At 68.3% G+C, this 17,079-nt stretch carries 15 protein-coding genes and 1 riboswitch; of the genes, 7 read left to right on the plus strand and 8 right to left on the minus strand.

Going from position 1 to position 17,079, the window contains the following annotated elements; genetic code table 11:
* Nucleotides 1-193: 193 nt before the first annotated feature.
* The 3 genes from AB0J36_RS00915 (at nucleotide 194) to AB0J36_RS00925 (ending at nucleotide 1,252) form a co-directional block, all read left to right on the plus strand.
* Entirely contained in the window at nucleotides 194-415 is a 222-nt protein-coding gene (locus AB0J36_RS00915; RefSeq protein ID WP_363659855.1) for a hypothetical protein, read from the plus strand.
* Nucleotides 416-498: 83 nt separating this feature from the next.
* A riboswitch (SAM riboswitch) is annotated at nucleotides 499-619 on the plus strand.
* 28 nt (nucleotides 620-647) lie between these two features.
* Nucleotides 648-860 (plus strand): hypothetical protein, encoded by a 213-nt coding sequence (locus AB0J36_RS00920; RefSeq protein ID WP_363659856.1) that lies wholly within the window; start codon nucleotides 648-650, stop codon nucleotides 858-860.
* Nucleotides 857-1,252 (plus strand): hypothetical protein, encoded by a 396-nt coding sequence (locus AB0J36_RS00925; RefSeq protein WP_363659857.1) that lies wholly within the window; start codon nucleotides 857-859, stop codon nucleotides 1,250-1,252. The genes AB0J36_RS00920 and AB0J36_RS00925 overlap by 4 nt, the downstream gene beginning before the upstream one ends.
* Here the strand turns inward: AB0J36_RS00925 and AB0J36_RS00930 are convergent.
* A complete protein-coding gene (locus AB0J36_RS00930; RefSeq protein ID WP_363659858.1) occupies nucleotides 1,233-1,373 on the minus strand; it encodes a hypothetical protein in 141 nt (46 codons plus the stop codon). The two genes, AB0J36_RS00925 and AB0J36_RS00930, sit on opposite strands and share 20 nt — an antisense overlap.
* A 678-nt stretch (nucleotides 1,374-2,051) precedes the next feature.
* Between AB0J36_RS00930 and AB0J36_RS00935 the strand changes: the two genes are divergently transcribed.
* Nucleotides 2,052-2,402 (plus strand): hypothetical protein, encoded by a 351-nt coding sequence (locus AB0J36_RS00935; protein ID WP_363659859.1) that lies wholly within the window; start codon nucleotides 2,052-2,054, stop codon nucleotides 2,400-2,402.
* Here the strand turns inward: AB0J36_RS00935 and AB0J36_RS00940 are convergent.
* The 6 genes from AB0J36_RS00940 to AB0J36_RS00965 form a co-directional block, all read right to left on the minus strand.
* Nucleotides 2,362-3,108, minus strand: coding sequence for a GIY-YIG nuclease family protein (locus AB0J36_RS00940; protein ID WP_363659860.1), 747 nt, complete (start codon nucleotides 3,106-3,108; stop codon nucleotides 2,362-2,364). The two genes, AB0J36_RS00935 and AB0J36_RS00940, sit on opposite strands and share 41 nt — an antisense overlap.
* Before the next feature lie 222 nt (nucleotides 3,109-3,330).
* A complete protein-coding gene (locus tag AB0J36_RS00945) occupies nucleotides 3,331-4,185 on the minus strand; it encodes a sugar phosphate nucleotidyltransferase (RefSeq protein WP_363659861.1) in 855 nt (284 codons plus the stop codon).
* A 167-nt stretch (nucleotides 4,186-4,352) separates the two neighbouring features.
* A complete protein-coding gene (locus AB0J36_RS00950) occupies nucleotides 4,353-6,482 on the minus strand; it encodes a glycosyltransferase (RefSeq protein ID WP_363659862.1) in 2,130 nt (709 codons plus the stop codon).
* Nucleotides 6,479-8,053, minus strand: coding sequence for a hypothetical protein (locus AB0J36_RS00955; protein WP_363659863.1), 1,575 nt, complete (start codon nucleotides 8,051-8,053; stop codon nucleotides 6,479-6,481). Before AB0J36_RS00955 ends, AB0J36_RS00950 begins: the two co-directional genes overlap by 4 nt.
* A gap of 2 nt (nucleotides 8,054-8,055) precedes the next feature.
* Nucleotides 8,056-9,093, minus strand: coding sequence for an Ldh family oxidoreductase (locus AB0J36_RS00960; RefSeq protein ID WP_363659864.1), 1,038 nt, complete (start codon nucleotides 9,091-9,093; stop codon nucleotides 8,056-8,058).
* A gap of 5 nt (nucleotides 9,094-9,098) precedes the next feature.
* A complete protein-coding gene (locus AB0J36_RS00965; RefSeq protein ID WP_363659865.1) occupies nucleotides 9,099-10,697 on the minus strand; it encodes a glycoside hydrolase family 3 N-terminal domain-containing protein in 1,599 nt (532 codons plus the stop codon).
* 456 nt (nucleotides 10,698-11,153) lie between these two features.
* Here AB0J36_RS00965 and AB0J36_RS00970 point away from each other — a divergent pair, with 456 nt between their 5' ends.
* Nucleotides 11,154-12,542, plus strand: a complete 1,389-nt coding sequence (locus AB0J36_RS00970) for a helix-turn-helix transcriptional regulator (protein WP_363659867.1) — start codon at nucleotides 11,154-11,156, stop codon at nucleotides 12,540-12,542.
* Here AB0J36_RS00970 and AB0J36_RS00975 read toward each other — a convergent pair.
* Nucleotides 12,518-14,341: a prolyl oligopeptidase family serine peptidase gene (locus AB0J36_RS00975; RefSeq protein WP_363659868.1), complete on the minus strand. Its 1,824-nt coding sequence runs from the start codon at nucleotides 14,339-14,341 to the stop codon at nucleotides 12,518-12,520. The two genes, AB0J36_RS00970 and AB0J36_RS00975, sit on opposite strands and share 25 nt — an antisense overlap.
* Before the next feature lie 311 nt (nucleotides 14,342-14,652).
* Here AB0J36_RS00975 and AB0J36_RS00980 point away from each other — a divergent pair, with 311 nt between their 5' ends.
* Both AB0J36_RS00980 and AB0J36_RS00985 read left to right on the plus strand, forming a co-directional pair.
* The gene (locus tag AB0J36_RS00980; RefSeq protein WP_363659869.1) at nucleotides 14,653-16,059 is read left to right on the plus strand and encodes an APC family permease; all 1,407 of its coding nucleotides are present in this window, start codon (nucleotides 14,653-14,655) and stop codon (nucleotides 16,057-16,059) included.
* Nucleotides 16,060-16,064: 5 nt separating this feature from the next.
* Complete coding sequence (locus AB0J36_RS00985) at nucleotides 16,065-17,069, plus strand: acetamidase/formamidase family protein (RefSeq protein ID WP_363659870.1); 1,005 nt, start codon at nucleotides 16,065-16,067, stop codon at nucleotides 17,067-17,069.
* Nucleotides 17,070-17,079 lie beyond the last annotated feature (10 nt).

Here is a 17,079-nt window from a genome sequence, read left to right on the forward strand (position 1 = left end):
CCATCAGAACCACCCACATGATGATTCTTCCGGCTCCACGCTACCGGGCTCTTCACTGACGGACTGGCCCTCGGTACCGATCTACCCGATCCTGCGGGCGCAGTCGAGCGGGTCAGGAAAATCGTCGTTTCAACGGTCAGCCTGCCTGAGGGGGTCTACCGGTTCGGGGACAGCCCTGCGCCAGTTCCGGCAGGTGCTGACGCACGTACGCGCCTCCGGCGACATCTCCCCCACGGCTCTCGACCTACGTTTCAACATCGGCATACTGCTGGTCTCTGAAGACAAGGCCGCCGAGGCCGCGGACGAGCTGCAACCGCTGCACGACGACCTCTGCGTGGTCTACGGCCCAGACCATGAGCTGACCCGGGAAGTCGCGGAACTGCTTGCCCGGCTCCGACTCGCCACCGACGGATAAATCCGCCATCGCCGTCGGCTCTGGTCTCCTCCGCGTGTTGGCCGGGGTTGCTCCCGGCCTCGATGATCTCTATGCTTCCTGGGCGTCAAGAGTGGTCAGCGTCAAGCCTCCCGGCTTGCTGACCCGGCAACCGCGCCACCCGCGCACGGTGCCTCCGGGAGAAGACCAGGCCGACCGCAAGCTGCGGTACGGCAAGAGCGGGTGCCTCGTGGCACCGGAGAGCGAGTTCACCGTGCCATTCGAAGAGCTGAACCTGGCCGCTTTCGCGGTCTGCCTGACCTGTGGGCACCTCCGCGACGGTGCCCCGCACGAGCAGCGGTGCCGCTGCCAGCCCCGTACGCCGGAGTGGGAGCAGCAGTGGCAGGGCCAGGACATCGCCGGTGACCTCGACCTGTGTGTGTTGTGCGTGCGGAACACTGCGGCTGGGCCACGTCGCCGTTCATGATCGAGTGTCGGCCCAGCGGCAGTGCGGCGCGGTGGCCGTACCGTTCTCCGACGACCTGCGAGACGTGTCGGCAGGTCCCGCAGGCCAGCCACGACCACCGGGTTCGGGTGGTCACCGAGACGGCCACGACCACCGAGGTCGCCGCCTCGCTGGTGGATTCCGCGCGGCGTGGCAACGAGCTACGCGAGTGGCAGCAAGTGGAGTTCGCCCGGCTCGCCGAGCCACTACGCCTGACTGCTTCGAGCGTGCCGCTGGCCGAGTGGCAGCGGCAGTCGCCGCCGTCGCTTGGAGCGAGCGTTGACGCCTTCGACCGCTACGGCGTCATGCCCGTCCCCAACGACCTCAGCAGCCTCCGGCAGGCGCAGAACGAATTCATGGCCGCCGCTCGTTGATCGCCAGCCCAGCCGGCTGCTGTTGGTGGTAACCGATCTCGCCTACAGCAGCCGGCTGGTCGTCGCCCATCGACGGTCCGGTGATAACGGGCAGCTCGGATGCCGCGCTGTTCGATAGCATCCGGCCATGATGGACAGTGACGGGCAGCGACGACGGCTCCCGGTGGTCCAAGCATGACCATCATCAGTGGTTGGCCGGCGCTGACCGTGGCTTTGAGCAACAGAGCCTCGCCAGCGAGATTGTTCATTCAGGAGCGGTTCGGCCGCTGGCAGGACCTGCAGGCACGGTATCGGGAATCCGTGGGCTCCCTTGTCGTGCCTGGGAGCCAGGCGAACCCCGGCACCATCGGTTCGGCCTTCGACTGGATGGTGCGCTTCATGGTGCACCCCCGTCCGGATCTGCGCCTGGCACTGCTCGGCGCGCGCACTCCCCCGCTCCGGCACGCGGTCCACGAACTGGCGCGCACGCTGAATTACTCCCAAAGCGGAGACGTGGGGACCGTCCGGTTCACGGGGCCGGCCGCAGGCAGCGAAGCCGACCATCAAGTCGTTGCCCGGGCCTGCTGGGCGCTGGCGCTCCTCACCGACCTATACCGGGTCGGTCCCACACCCGGATCCCCGTTGATGGCCCTGGCCCCAAGGTCGATCACCGCCGAGAAGCTACTTGAGCTCGCCCCACCCGCGGCCCTCGACGAGCTCCAGGCTCTACGCTCCTTCGCCGAGCGGAGCCTCCTGCCGTCCCCTGTCAGCGCGGCATGGCGCTTGGGCCCTCGGGCCGACCTTCGCCGGGTCATCATTGATGAACGCCGACGCCGACCTGATCGCCGCAGGCCTGCTGCTCGAACTCAAGACGAGCCTCGGCAGCAAGCGCCGCGACGGGACACGGCGGTCATCACTGGAAGCGCCGACCATCATGCAGTTGCTCGGCTACGTACTGCTGGACTTTCCTGACGAGGTCGCCATCGAAGCCGTCGGCGTCTACAACGCCCGCTACGCACACCTGACGACGTGGCGCCTACCGGAACTCCTGGCTGAGTTGGCGGGCAGGCCCGTTGATCTAAGGGAGGAACGTGTGGCCTTCCATCAACTGCTCGCCACGGGCGATCACTTCAGTCCTCGCGTCGGAGACCATCTATGTAGCCCTGGATGAGGGCGGACGCGTCGCGGAAGTCGAGGTCGAAGAACTCGCGGTCCTTGCGCACCCGGTAGGGTGCCAATCGATCGTGCAGCTCAGCCTCTACTGACGGAGCATCCGCGACCACCCACAAGGCGCGCACGCCATACGGGATAACGACGCCTGTCGCCCGGTTGATCTCCTTCACCCGCTCCTCGACGGTCCGCTCGGTGTAGCCGATCTTGAGCATCCGAGGCTGCTCGCGAGTCGACAGCACGTAGATGTAGCCAGCTCCTGGCGTTTCACGCGGCTGTTCCCCGACGAGTCCGGCCAGATGGACCTGCACGTCCGCGTCAGTCAGGAGCGTGAGCTGCTTCGCAGCGGTGGCATCGTCGCCATCCCTGATCGCGGTCCGTAGGCGACCGAGCGCATCACCAGCTTGTAGGCAGCGCTTACGTCCAGGGCGGCCCAACTGTTGCCACACGGTGAACCAGTCCCACTGGTCCTGCCTGTGACAGCGCGAGTAGAGCCCCTTGACTTCCGACAGGGCCTCCAGCAGTGACGGGCTGGACGCACTCTGAGCGTTCTGCAGGTAGTCCAGCACGGCCGCTACCGACTGACGTCGTTTCTGCTGAACATCGGGCTTGACGGGAGCCATCCCGAAGCCCCACTTTTGCACGACCTGCACGCGATGGTCTCGAACTGGAGATGCCACGACCGCCTCCTCCTCCCGTAGCTTCATGCGCCGTCGGATGCGGCGAATCCGGCCACCTCAGCAGCGGCCGGAATGAGCGGGAAGAGTATCCAACACGACTCGCTGGCCGCCGAGCCGGAGCCCGTGCGGAAGACCGGCCGTCCGTGCGCGGCGGGGGCCCAGGAGCCCGCAGGGCCGGATGTCGGGCTACCAACCGATGGGGTCAAGGGCATCGGGAAGCTTGGCGACGATGTCGCCGTGCCCCTCAGATCAGTCGCGCGGGCCAGTGACCGTGAGAGCTTGGATTGCGGCTGCAGCGTTATTGGCCGCGAGCCAGCCGGCGGGGTTGCCGCAGTCGTGGTACTGGCCGGTAATGGGTTGGATCAGTACGTCGTGATCGCGTGCGAAGGCAGCGACGGCGTCGGTGGCCTGGTACTCGCCGTTAGAGGCCGGGGTTAGCTTCTGGAAATAGGCCACCGCGTGGGCGGGTAGCAGGGTGCGGCTGATGTTGATGTACGCGGTCGGTTCGCCGTAGCTGTCGGGCTTCTCCAGGAGCTCGTCGAGCAGGTGATGGCCTGCTGCGGCGGTGCGTGGGTGGAGGATGCCGTACCGATGGGCCTCAGCGCCCGGCACCGTAGCGGCGGCGAGCGCAGCCGGCGTGCCGGCGGCAGCCCGGGCGGCCGCGAGGTCGGCGAGGTCGAATCCACCGTCGGCGCGGAGTAGAAGATCGTCGCCGGCGACAAGGAGGAAGTCTTCGTTGCCGATGAACTCGGCGGCGATGATGGCAGGCAGCGCGGTGCCGTACCGGTCGTCGCGGGGCTGCTCGAGGAACGTGAAGTCGGCCTGGTGGTGTAGATCGGCGAGAGGCGCGTACTTGTCCTGCCAGCCTCGTGCGTTGAAGTATGCCTTGAGGTCGTGGTCCTCGCTGAGGTAATGGCGCACCTGGCGGCCGGCTTCGCCGGGGGCCGTGACGATCGCGATCTCGCGGGCACCGGCTGCGATGCAGTCGGCGACCGCGTAGGCCAGGACCGGATGGTTGAGGATCGGCAGCATGGACTTGTTGATCGTCTTGCCGATCGGGAAGAACCTGCTGCCCATGCCGGCAACAGCGATGACGGCCTTCACTGACTCGCCTTTCGGTCGGAGGTGCACCGGCCGTCAGGGTGTTGCGACGGTGAGCCGGGACGCGTCTGCCCAGTTTACGGTCTGTCGGTCCAGATTCATGGCACATGGAGCACGCGCAACGAGCGGGGACCGCCGGCGTTTCAGTGCCGGCGGTCCGCGGCATCGCATTAACGCGGGGTGGATGGCATGAGCAGGGTGGTGGTAGGACGCTCGGCGGCGGCTGCGGCCAGGGAGCCAGCGTGACGGATCCGATCCCACGTCGGCGTACGGCGAAGGTCGGGATCGAGACCATGGCGCAGTGCCTGCCGGTGGACGGCGTTCAGCATGGCGTCGTAGTCCCGCGGGGTTCCCCGCGGGCCCTCGACGTACTGGTGGAGAGCGGCGATCCCGACCTCGGCCACCGTGTACTCGCTGCGCCCGATGGCGGCGAGCAGATCGCTGTCGAACGCCAGGCTCTGGTCGGTGACGAGAGGCAGTGCGGCGCGTAGGGCGGCGACAGGGAAGGCTTTGAAGCCGGCCTGCGGGTCGGTGGTGTCGAGTTGCAGGAGGTCCCGGACGGCTCGCTGGTAGAGCAGAGATGTCGGGGCCGGGCCAGCGGACGGGTAGTAGCCGTGGGAGTCGGGTCGGCGGCGGGAGCCGATGACGGCGCCAACGGTGGGCTGGTCGAGGGCAGCGATGTGGAGACCGAGTTGGTCGAGCGGGTAGGTGAGGTCAAGGTCGGTGTAGGCCAGGATGGTCCGGCCGGCGCCGATGAGTTCCGCGAGACCCCACAGCACGGCGCCACCCTTGGCGCTGCCGCGGTCGGGGCGGGCGGCGATGGTCACGCGGATCTGCGGGTGATCAGCCTGGATCGCCTCAGCGGCTGCACGTGCGGATGCGCTGTCGGTGCTCTCGTCGACCAGCAGGAGATCGGCGCGGGCGTCGGGGTGCGCTGCCAGGAGCCAGCCCAGTTGGGCGACCTTGGCAGTAAGCGCGTTGTCTCCGTTGAGGACGCGCGTAAGGCGTTGCGTCTCGGCGCGCATCGGCACGACGATGCCGAGGTCGGCGGGAACGGCCCGGGCCAGGAGGGCGGCCTTGGACCGGGCGGCCTTGATGGCGGCGATCAGGCCGGTGACGTGCAGGTCCGCAGGGATGCTGTCGCGGCGGTTCTTGGCAAGGCCGTGCACGAAGGCGATGAGGAGTCGGTCGTCGTAGTGCGGGAGAGGGCTGTGTGTCTGGTGGCCGGTGAGGTGGTCCGCGACAATGTGCAGCAGCATGCGACCGGTCAGGTCGGCGGCCCAGCATTCGTCAGGGGTGGGTGGGACGTCAGCTCTCGGCCAGGTAGTACGGACGTGTTCGACGAGCAGGTCGTAGCCGGTCACCAGGGCACGCTGGGTGTCGTCCCAGCGGGCACCGTCGTCGGTGGCTTCGGCTGCCTGCCACGCCTCTTCCCAGCCGCTCGGGTGGGTGCGGGTGGTGCGGGCGGCAGTGACCTGCTGCCAGCGGCTCCGTACGGCGGGCCAAGCGCAGCCGAAGTCTCCGCCGGAGGCGAGAGTGTCGGCAGCATCCTCGGTCATGGCGAGGGCCTGACTAGCCTGGGCGGGGGTGTCGGCGGCCGTTGTAATCGCATCGAACCAAAGCTCGGCGGCCAGCGTCAGTCCGGCGGTGTGGTGGGCCAGGTCGCGGACCGTCTGCTCGCGCCGCGCGATCAGCCCGGCGCGTACCCGGTGGCGGCGGGCACGGGTAAGAGCGGCAGTGGCAGCTAGGTCGACCTGGGCTGTCGGAGCGCGGCTGGCGCGGGCATCGAGCAACGCGATCAGCCCCGTCTCGGCCGGATCGCTGAGCGTGTCTGCGTCCAGCAACGGGGCAAGAAGCTCGCCAAGTACGGCTGGATCCGCAGCTGCGGCGGACTCGCGGAAGCGTTCGCCACTCAGGTAGGCGTCGTCGACCGATGCGGGCTGGTGGGCCAGGGCGGCGACAGTGCGAGCGAAGGTGTGACACGTGCCGGGCGCGGCAGCGTCGGGGAAGAGCCTGCCTCGTAGGGCGCCGGTTGCCCGCTTGACGTCGGGCCGGTGCGCAACCAGCAACGCGAGCGAGGTTAGTGGCAGGTCCGTGCGGTCGTCGAGTGCTCTGGCGACCCGATCCGCGGCTGGCATTGCGGTGATCGACAGCAGCGCGCGTACGGTGGCCGGCTCCGGGTCGGCAGTCGCGGCCAGGAGCACGGCGAGGTCGCTGTCCTCGGCGTCGAGGCGGTGCAACAACGGGGACTTACCCAAGGGCTCGAAGACCCGGACTGGGGTGGGCCGGGCGGCGGTCATCGCGCGAGCCTTCCGGCGACGAGTTCGGCGGCCTGCCGGGCGGTGTGGACCGGGAAGAGCAGGTTCTGGCGCAGGAATGTCCGCTCGAACTGGCTCAGTGGTGCGTGGATCACGGTGGTAGTAGAGGTGATGTCCAGGCGGGCATCGGGGCGGCCAATGCGAGCGAGCAACTGTCGTACCGTCTCTTCCTCCGGCGGCTGTGCTGCGGCGCATATCTGATGCTGGGCGGTGGGACAGCGCAGGCGGCAGTTGGTAGTGGGCAGGTCGTAGTGGCCGTTGTAGTCGGGGATGTAACTGCCGCGTTCCACCGCTCGACCACACGAGGACCTCTTCAGTACGGCGGGACGGCAGTCTGCGGGCACATCTGCGTACACCTCAGCGAAAGCGCCCATGATCCGCGCCTCAGTGTCGGCGGTGAGCAGCTTCTTGCCTGGCTTGAACGAGCCGGTGGGCAGGGGCAGGCCGTAGCTCATGAAGCTGTGGACGTGGTCGTCGGCGAACTTGAGCCCACCGAGGACCACGGTGCGGGCGCCGGCGTCTTTGAAGGTCTGCCAGACGTGACGCAGGTGCGCATCAGTGGTGTTGAGCCCTTCGGCGATCGGTCGGTAGTACGCCAGCACGTTGATCTTGTCGGATTGCAGAATGCGGCGCAGGAAGCGCAGCCGGCGTTCGCGGTTGGGTGGCTCGATCGACTCGGGCATGGCGGCATAGCAGACGTTGACGTCGAGGTCGACGTGGACGAGGGATTCGAGGCATTCGATCTGCTCATCGGACAGGGCGTACTTGGTGATGCACGAGACCCGGTTGGTCAGGCCGAGCTCGTCGAGTAGCTGCAGTGCGCGCCAGGTCCGGGGCCAGAGCTTCGGCAGGAACGCCTCGGACGTGGACATGTGAAGGCCGATGGGCGTGTGGTGTGGGGTGAACCACGGGTGGGAGAGCAGCCGCGCGACGACGTCCTCCGGTTCGAGGAAACCGGTCGGCTCCCAGGAGCCGAGGTAGCCGTCGACGGTGTCCCCTTCGCGCCGGTAGCAGTAGGCGCACATCAGGGGGCAGCCGATGCCAAAGTCAGCCGACATGCCGCCCTTCATTTGCGAGATCATGTAGCTGGTGTTCAACCCGTCGGGACCGGCTGCGGCCTGGGTTGCCGCGATCTCCTCCACGGTGGCGATCGGCGCGAACCCGGCCGGCAGCACCGACTTGAGCGCATGTGGAGCGTCCGGGGAGCCGACGACGCCGGGCCACGCGAACGTGCAGCGCAGCGCGAAACCCAAGGCGTCGCTTTGGCCGGCGTCGAGACCGTGGGTACGGGTGAGGGGCGTCACCGTGCGGGTGAGTAGTTCCTGCAGTGGGACCCGGCGGCCGGTCGGCTCATGCAGCAACCGCCCGGTGAGGACCTCGGTCAGGGCGCGCTGCAGCGGCCCGTCGGCGAACTGCCGCGCCGCGTCGACAACCGGATAGGGGTCGGCGATGTCGAGTATCGCTTGCAGGGCGCGGGCGACCTCTGAACGGGCCTCGCCGCGAAGTAACGATAGAGGGTCGGTGACGGTGAGTGCGCTGGATAAGCTGCTCACAGCTACTCCTCTGCTGATCCGATGATGGAGCGGGAAGGGTCGGGCTGGATCCATCCGTGGGGAGCACGGACATGCGCGCGCCGGCCGGCGTCGATGAGCGCTTTGAGATCGCCGGGGTCGAGGGGAATACCGCTTTGGCGGGTCCGGTCGCGGTGAGACCAGGCGCGGTCCCCGGGCATCCGGGCGCCCTGGTCACGTACCGCGCGGGCAACGGTGGCAACTCCGGCGGCGAGCGAATCGCCGGTGCCGAGGCAGCGGGGGTCAACAGCTACGACCAGCAAGCCGCGACCGTCATCCCCAGACGGCAACGGGGCGCTACCGGTCAGCGCGCCAACCAGCAGCTCCAAAACGATCGCCAGAGCCTGGCCGCGCTCACCCGCGGGCAGCAGGACCGCAGCGAGGGTCGGGGCGTGGGCCGCGAGTCCATCCGCGTCGAGGGCAAACCCGTCCGGCAATACTTGTCGATCGCGAGCCAGCTGCTGGACTCGGCCCCAGGAACTCGCGGCTGCGGCCAGGTCCACCAGTACGGGGCGTTGCGGGTCCGGGCCCGGGACGGCAACCGCGATTGCGCTACTGCCGAGTACCGGCATGCTGGTGCCGCCGTGCAGGGCCACGCTTTGCGCCGACGCCTGAGCGGCGGCCACGCCCACCAGTCCGCGCCGGGCCAACTGCGCGGCAGGGATGCCGAGCGCGCCGACATGACCGGTCCGGCGAACGGTCACGGCGGCGACGCCGCAACGCCGAGCGCGGAGCATCGCCGCGGTGACCGCCAAGCGGGCCGCTACCGGTCCCGGGGCCAGGTCTGCGTCCACCACCAGGATTGCCTCCCCGCCGGGCACGGTTCGGATCAAGGGACGCGGATTCAGGCGCCCGGTGCGGAGTTTGTCCAGGTAGTTAGGGGCCAGTCGGCTGCCGTGGCCGGGGATGCCACGAAGGTCAGCCTCCACGTGGGCGTCGGCCATCACCCTCGCCCCCGGTCGGTTCATCCCCGCTGCCTCGTACAGGCACTGCAGGAAACCGGCGAGCTGGCCCGCTGGCACCCGAGTCACCATGGCGAACCGCACACCGGCAAAACGCCGTGGGAGCGGCCGTCGCTGAGCAAGATCTGGACCACTGCCGCGACAGAGGGCCGGTGCGGGCTGAACGCGGCCACCAGCACCGGCGCGGGTGAACCGGCCAGGTCGTCAACGTCGCCTAGCGCCACCTGAACAACCGCCCGCCCGCACTCGGTCAACCGGATGGCCTCCCGGGCTGCCCCACTCAGACCCGCTGTGGTGGTCCGGGTGTCGTAGCCATAGACGATTACGGGGCCCGCTGCAGGCACCGGGGCACCGACCGGGACCTGCAGAACACGGTGATGCGCGGCGAGTAGCGCCGGAAGATAGTCCGGCGTGTGGCGGGCGCTGTCGGCCCGCCGCTGCCCCGCGTCGGGCACCCGCACCAGTGCCAGCACCTTGCCGGGCGGAACGTGCAGCGGAAGGAGAGAGGCCCCGCGCACCACCGTTACCGACCGCGCGGCGATCCGGTCCGCCGTCCGCAAGGCAGACGCATTCGCCTGCGGCCAATCCGGTCGGGCGGAGTCGGGCACCAGGCCGTAGCGGTGGTGCAGCACCTTCACACGGGCCGCGGCCTCGCCGACCCGTTGACGGTCGATCACGCCCTGTTCGACAGCGACAGTGAGCGCCTGCACGACCTCCGCCCGACGCCGAACTACGGCGGCCCGCTCTGTCGGCGGGTTCCCTCCTTGGGAGACCTCCGAGTCCAGCATCACGATGTCAACGCCAGCCGCCACCGCCGCGACCGCCGCGCGGGTCAGGCCACCGAGCGGCTCGTGCACCGCCGGGATCGACAAGTTCTCGCTCACCGCCACACCGTCAAAACCCAGCTCGTCGCGCAGCAGGCCGAGCACGCGCGGCGATGCCAACGCCGGCCGATTGTCAAGCGCAAGGACGGTATGACTGCCGATCATCACGCATGCCACTTGCGCGTCAATCGCCGCACGGAACGGCTGCAACGCCCCTGGGCCGAGCAGGTCAACGACCGGCGCGACGTGATGGGGATCTGCGCCGACTCCGCCCAGACCCGGGAAATGCTTGGCGGTCGCCGCCACGCCGGCGGCCTGCAGTCCGCGTACGAAGGCTGCAGCCAGCAGCCCTGCCTGCTCAGGATCCGACCCGAAAGCGCGGGTACCGACCGCAGCAAACGCCGGCCACGACGCGGTGTCACAGACCGGAGCCAAATTCCAGGTCAACCCGACCGCCCGCAGCTGCTCACCGATCGCCACGCCGGCCGACTCGGCCAAGCCTTCCTCCCCCGCCGCACCGAGCGCCAGGTTCCCGGGCAACTGAGTGACGCCCGGCCAGTCCAACGCGTTCAACCGGCCACCCTCCTGATTGACGCTCAGCAGCAGCGGAAGGGAAGCTGCTGAGCCGCCGCTGGCCGACTGAGTGACCTGGCGCATCTGAGCTGGGCTGGTGATGATGCGCTTACTGATCCGGCCCGGCTCAGGAATGGCCTCCTTGTGGGGCAGGTGGGCGGAATTGTTGAGACCTAGGGACATCCGGCCAGGGCGGACCAGCAGGTCGATCTGAGCGGCGAGGGCGGAATCGGCTCCGCCCGATCGTCCGGGTGCTCCGGGTGGCATAGCGGCTCTCCCTTGCGGCTGCAATCGGCAAGCGGGCGTGAAGCCGATACGACCGGCATGGCGACCCGAGGTCCGGCGGCTTCTATTTGCATGGGCTGATGTCGCGCTCGGCACCCGTCCCCGTCGCGGCCGATGCCAACTGGCGCAGCCCTCCGACGATCAGGGGTACGCCCGCTCCGCGCTCCACCGCATCTTCAAGGGGACGTATGAACCAGGGTGGAGCTGACGGGAGGTCAGCGCCCCGTTCTCAACGCTCCCCCTTGGAGTCGTAAGAGTGAATCCCCGGCATGCGGACGAAGCGGATGTCCGCATGCCCCGCGCTGACAATGCGGATCACTCACCGACGACGTTTGGGCGTGCTTGGTTGCGTCTTGCCGGACCGTGAGTGACCCTATGTGCGCGATGTCCATGCTGCTCGATGCCGTTTGGCATGGAGTGGCCTGAGGAGGCGGTGTCATGGGTCAGGCCCCGCGGACGCTGGAACCGTCCCTATCCGAGCGCCACTTTTTCGGTGCCGAATTACGCCGGCTGCGGGAGCGGGCCGACCTCTCCCAGGCGCGGTTAGGCGCCATGATCCGATTCAGTGCTGACCTGGTTCGTCGGGTCGAGACAGCGGAGCGATTCCCCTCCCGGGAGTTCGTCGAAGCATGCGACAAGGCGCTGGCGGCCGACGGTGCCTTGAACCGGCTGCTACCGCTGCTTGAGAAGAGGCCGAATAGCGAGGGCGAGCCCTCGGCCTTCTCGCCGGCTGGCCATGCCGGCGTCGCCAATCTGCTGCCTACCTCCTCGGCGCAGCCGTCGGGGGCGTCTGAGATGGTCATCCGGGTTCCGTTCCAACCAGGGGTCCTTGATCGCGCCGCCCTGGACTGGCTGAACGCCTCAGCCGGTCCCTTCCTGTCCATGACCGGAGGGCCCGGCTCGCCTGATCAGGTCCGCGAAGAGGACCTCTTCTCCGCCGAGACGGCCCTGGCGATGTTCCGACAGTTGGACCACACGCACGGTGCTGGACGAGTCCACGCTCAGGTGCAGCGATACGTCGAGGGTGAGCTAAACCGGTTGCTGGCAAACACCCCCACCTCGGAGGCGATCGGTCGGCGCCTGTACACGCTGGCGGCTGGCTTCTTCGAGCTGTGTGGCTACCAGGCGGTCGATACCGGTGCCCATGGTCTCGCGCAGCGCCGCTACTTACGTGCTTTGCGGTTGACGCAGGCCGCCGACGACCGCGTCTACGGCAGCTACCTGCTGGCTGTGAACATCGGCCACCTCGCGCTGCACTGCGGTCACCCCGAGCCGGCCCTGCGGATGGCGCTCACAGCGGTGCGAGGCGGTGAGGATCTGGCGACGCCAGCCGTCAAGGCAGGGCTGCACGCCGTGGTGGCACGCTCGCACGCCCGACTCGGACGCGAAGGCGAATGCCTCAGCCACCTCGACATCGCGGAAAGGCAGCTGGCCCGCAGCCGGCCTCAGGACGAGCCGATGTGGATTCGGTACTTCACGCCGGCGTATCTGGCTGACGAGATCGCCCACTGCTTCCATGACCTGGGCAGACCGCAGCAGACCCAACGGCACTTGGGCGACGCTCTCGCCGCGCTGAGCCCAACACACGTCCGTCGTCTTGCCATCGACACCGCGCTACTGGCCTCGTCGTTGGCCGCCGCCGGCCGCATTGATGAAGCATGCGTTGCCGCCCGGGAGGCGGTAGATCATGCGGCGAAGACCGCCTCGCACCGTTGCTTGCAGCGCGTCGTCGAGATCCAAGCGGACCTTGAGCCCTACCGATGCGAGCTGGAGGTTCGTGAGTTCGGCGAATACGTTCGCCATCAGCTGCCGCTCGCGGCAGTGTGACCGCCTCGACTGGCCGCAGCAGCTGCTATCGCTGCGCGGTAGTGAGCCAATTCCGCCTCCAGTGCCGCACCCGCCCGCTTGGATGTTGCCACGTAGTGGCCGATGTCGGGGAGGAGTAGCAGCTCGTGAGGGACCACGCGAGCCTCCAGTTGATCGGCAAGCTCCCGTACGTCCTCGGCCACGGCCACCTCATCGGCAGTGCCGTGAATGAACAGCACAGGTCGCTGAACGGCAGCGGCATCGACTCGCCCGGCACCGCCGCGAAGCCGCATGGCATGCGCACGCTGGAATCGGGGCACAGTCTTGGTCCACCGGTCAGGATCCACGATCGCTGAAACGGCGGTGGCAGCAGCGAACGGACCATCCTGCGCCACCGCGTGCAGCGCGGTGTATCCGCCAGCGCTGGCACCGCGGATGAAGACCTGTCCGGGAATGGCTTGTCCTGCCGTCAGGATCTGGTTCGCCACTGCTGCGCAGTCGTCGACGTCGTCCAAGCCCCACCGGCCATACAGAGATTCCCGGAAGGCTCGGCCGTACCCCGTGCTGCCGAGGTAGTCCACGTCTACGACAGCGAATCCGCGACTGGTGAAGAACTGCGCCTGCCAGTCCAGGCGCAGCAGGCAGGATGCGGTTGGCCCAGGGTGCGCCCGAACGATCACGGGAGCCCGCCATGACGCCGGTGAGCCGGTCGGTGGATACACCAGCGCCACGACCTCACGACCATCTGTGACGCGGACCCGCAGCTCTGTCGGCGTCGACACCTCTACCCGGGCAAGCCCGGAGTGCTCCGATCGGGCAAGCACCTCCACCTGCGGGTCGTCATCGGCTAGGTGAACGAGCGCGATCTGGGGCGCCGCCGTTGGTGACGAACCGATCAACGCCACCGTCGTACCCAGCGCGGCCAGATAGGGCTTGATCGACGTGTACGGCAGATTCACCTGGCGGACGGCCCCGCGAGTGTCGATGACAACGAGTCGGTGTCGCGGCCCGTCCTGCACTGCCACGACGATTCGACCGTCGTCGAGGAAGTCGTATGACGCGTAACCCAGCTCCCACGGCTCTGCGGCGCACTCGCCGGCGATGGATGCCACCGCCTCGACCTTGTCTCCATCCCAGCGGAACAGACTCCACCAGCCGCTGCGGTCTGACATGAAGTACAACGCGCCGTCGGGTCCCCACCGAGGCTCGATCGCTGACTCGTCGGCACCGCCGGCGACCTTGACCGGTGCCTCAATGTGCCCGTGCGATGAATAGGGCGCCACCCATACCTCGCAGGCATCCCAAGGCATGTCGCGCTCGGTCCAAGCACACCAGGCCAGGGAACTCGGACCTGGCCTGGGTGCGCTCAGGAAACCTCTGCTGGCGACCAGGGTTCTCAGCTGTCGTGCACCCGTGAGTGGAAACGCGATCAGCTCGTCGCCGTGGTCTGACTCTCGCACCGCCAGCAACTCGCCGTCGCCGAGCGTCAGATCTCCCAAGGACGCCCGGCTGACCAGGTCGAGCTCACCACCATGACGACCCTCGTACAGGCCACCTTCGCCGACACACCACAACGACTCCCCGGCGATGGCGAAAGACCCGCCACCGTATGCGTGCACGTTGTTGGTGACGTTGAAACCCGCAGGGCTGGCATCGAACTTGCCCTCGTCGGCCCGCCAACGCGTCAATGTCGTGACCCCGCCAGCGTCCGGACGGGTTTCCAACCAATAGAGCGTGCCGTCAGAGACACGAAGCTGGTCGTAGCTGACAGACGCGCTGACAGCGTCGGCCAACGAGACGGCGGCGACAGAATCCGCCACTTGCACGGCCCTCCTCGAACAACTCTGGCATGCCCCACCCGTCGCCGGCCCGGCCGGGGCGAGTGTCCCTCGGACATCGGCGACTCTACGCCGGACTTGCCTGCCCCGGCCGCCGGACATTCTGTGCGACCTGGCCGCTGGCCGGGTCGCCGCGCAGAACCCTCTTCATGCGGACAACTCCTCTGTCCGCATTTCCGGTATCGACCCGGCTATCCATTCCGAGCGACCCTCTCGAGGTGGAAAGGCCCGCAGGCCTGACCGGCGATGGCTGTCCTGCCCGAACCAATACGAGATGAATCGGAAGGACTTCGATGCAATTGCAAGAGGAATTGATGCGTTACGGCTACCGCCAAGAATTGAGCCGCCGTTTGCGGTTCCGGGACCTGCTTGCCTACGGCCTGGTGTACATGGTGCCGATCGCGCCGATGGCGATCTTCGGCAGCGTGTACGCCGGCTCCGGCGGGATGGTGGCGCTCGCGTACGCGGTCGGTGTCGTGGCGTTGGTGTTCACGGCGTTCTCGTACGCGCAGATGGTGAAGGCGTTCCCGATGTCGGGCAGCGTCTACAACTACGCCGGCCGGGGCATCAGCGCACCGGTGGGTTTCCTCGCCGGCTGGGTGATCCTCCTCGACTACGTGCTCGTACCGGGGCTGTTGTACCTGGTGGCATCAGTGGCGATGCACGCCACGGTTCCGTCGGTGCCGGTGTGGCTGTGGCTACTCGGCTTCGTCGCGGTCAACACGATCGTCAACTCGGTCGGCATCCGCATGACGGCGGCCGTCACCCGGGTGATGCTCGTCGGCGAGCTGATCATCTTGGCGGTCTTCTTGGCCGTCGCCGGCTGGGCCCTCGCGACCGGGAAGGGCCGGTTCAGCTTGGACGCGTTCTACGACTCCGACACGTTCACCTGGTCTCTGGTGGCGGGAGCGGTGTCGATCGCCGTGCTGTCCTTCCTCGGCTTCGACGGCATCTCGATGCTGGCCGAGGAAACCAAGGGTGGCTCCCGGCAGATCGGGCGCGCGATGGCCACGGTCCTCGTACTGGCGGGTGTGCTGTTCGTCGCGCAGACGTGGCTGGCCGCGATGCTCGTTCCCGACCCGGGCAGGCTCCTCGCCGAGGGTGATACGCACGGGACCGCCTTCTACGACGCCGCCTCCGTGGCTGGCGGGGGGTGGCTGGCGACGGTGTGCGCGGTCGCGACGGCGATCGCGTGGGGGTTGCCGAACTCGATGGTTGCGCAGGTCGCCACGTCTCGGTTGCTGTATGCGATGGCTCGGGACCGGCAGCTGCCGGCGTTCCTGGCGAAGGTGTCGATCCGCCGCAACGTGCCGATCAACGCGACGCTGCTCACCGGCGCGGTGTCCCTGGCGCTGGGCCTGTACATGGCGACCCGTGCGGATGGGATCACGCTGCTGTCGTCGCTGATCAATTTCGGGGCGATGGTCGCTTTCCTGGTCCTGCACGTGTCCGTCGTGGTGCATCACCTCATCCGGAAGCGCAGCGGGAACTGGTGGGCGCACCTGCTCATGCCCGCGATTGGCTTTACGATCTTGGTGTGGGTGGTGGTCAACGCCAACATCGCCGCCCAGCGCCTCGGCCTGGCCTGGCTCACCCTCGGCGTCATCGTCCTGGCTGGCCTGTACCTGTCCGGCCGCCGACCTGCGCTGTCGGGGTTGGCGCCTGCGCAGCCGCAGGCGCGTCACGTGGAGCGGGTGTGACCGGCATGGGCAGGTTCACTTACCGGCCGGCTCGGGATGAGCTGGCGTACACCTTCGGCGGTCGGATGCCGGTGGCGCACGTGCGCGGCGGGGACGTGTTCACCGTCGTGACGGAGGACTGCTTCGGTGGTCTCGTGAGGGGGCCGGCGGACCTGCCGTCGCAGGTGTGCCGCATGCCGTACCTCAACCCGGTGTCCGGGCCGTTCTTCGTCGAGGACGCCGAGCCCGGCGACACGCTCGCCGTGCACCTCGCCGCTATCGTCCCGGCGCGGGACTGGGGTGTGTCGTCGACGTTCCCGCACTTCGGGGCACTGACGTCCACCGCGCATACCGCCTCTCTGCAGCCGCCGCTTGAGGAGCGGGTGTGGATGTATGGCATCGATCGGCAGGCCGGGACCGTAAGGTTCGAGGCCACCCGCAGCGACCACAGCGTGGACCTGCCGCTGGACCCGATGATCGGCACGATCGGTGTCGCCCCCGGCGCGTTCGAGGCCCGCTCCACACTCGTGCCCGACACCCACGGCGGGAACCTCGACACCCCGCAGCTGCGTTCCGGCGCCACCCTCTACCTCGGGGTGAACGTGCACGGGGCGATGCTGGCCCTCGGCGACGGGCACGCCCGCCAAGGCGAGGGTGAGGCCTGCGGCGTCGGCGTGGAGATCGCCACGACCACCACCCTCGCCATCGACGTCATCAAAGGCGTCACCACACGGTGGCCGCGGTTGGAAACCGACCGGGACATCCTGACGATTGGGTGCGCCCGCCCGTTGGAGGACGCCTACCGCATCGCCCAGCACGACCTCGTCGGCTGGGCCGCCGCCCTGACCGGCCTGGAAACCCTAGACGCCTACCAGCTCGTGTCCCAGGCGGGGCGGGCGCCGATCGGCAACGTGTGCGACCCCAACTACACAGTCCTCGCCGCCATCGACAAAACCCTGCTCCCCGCCCCCGGTCCCGCGTACGGCGGGGCACACGAGCGGCTGCGGCGGCTCACCGCCGGACTGCGGTAGGAGCCGCGCC

The sequence above is a fragment of the Micromonospora sp. NPDC049662 genome, assembly GCF_040675055.1.
Lineage (GTDB): Bacteria > Actinomycetota > Actinomycetes > Mycobacteriales > Micromonosporaceae > Micromonospora.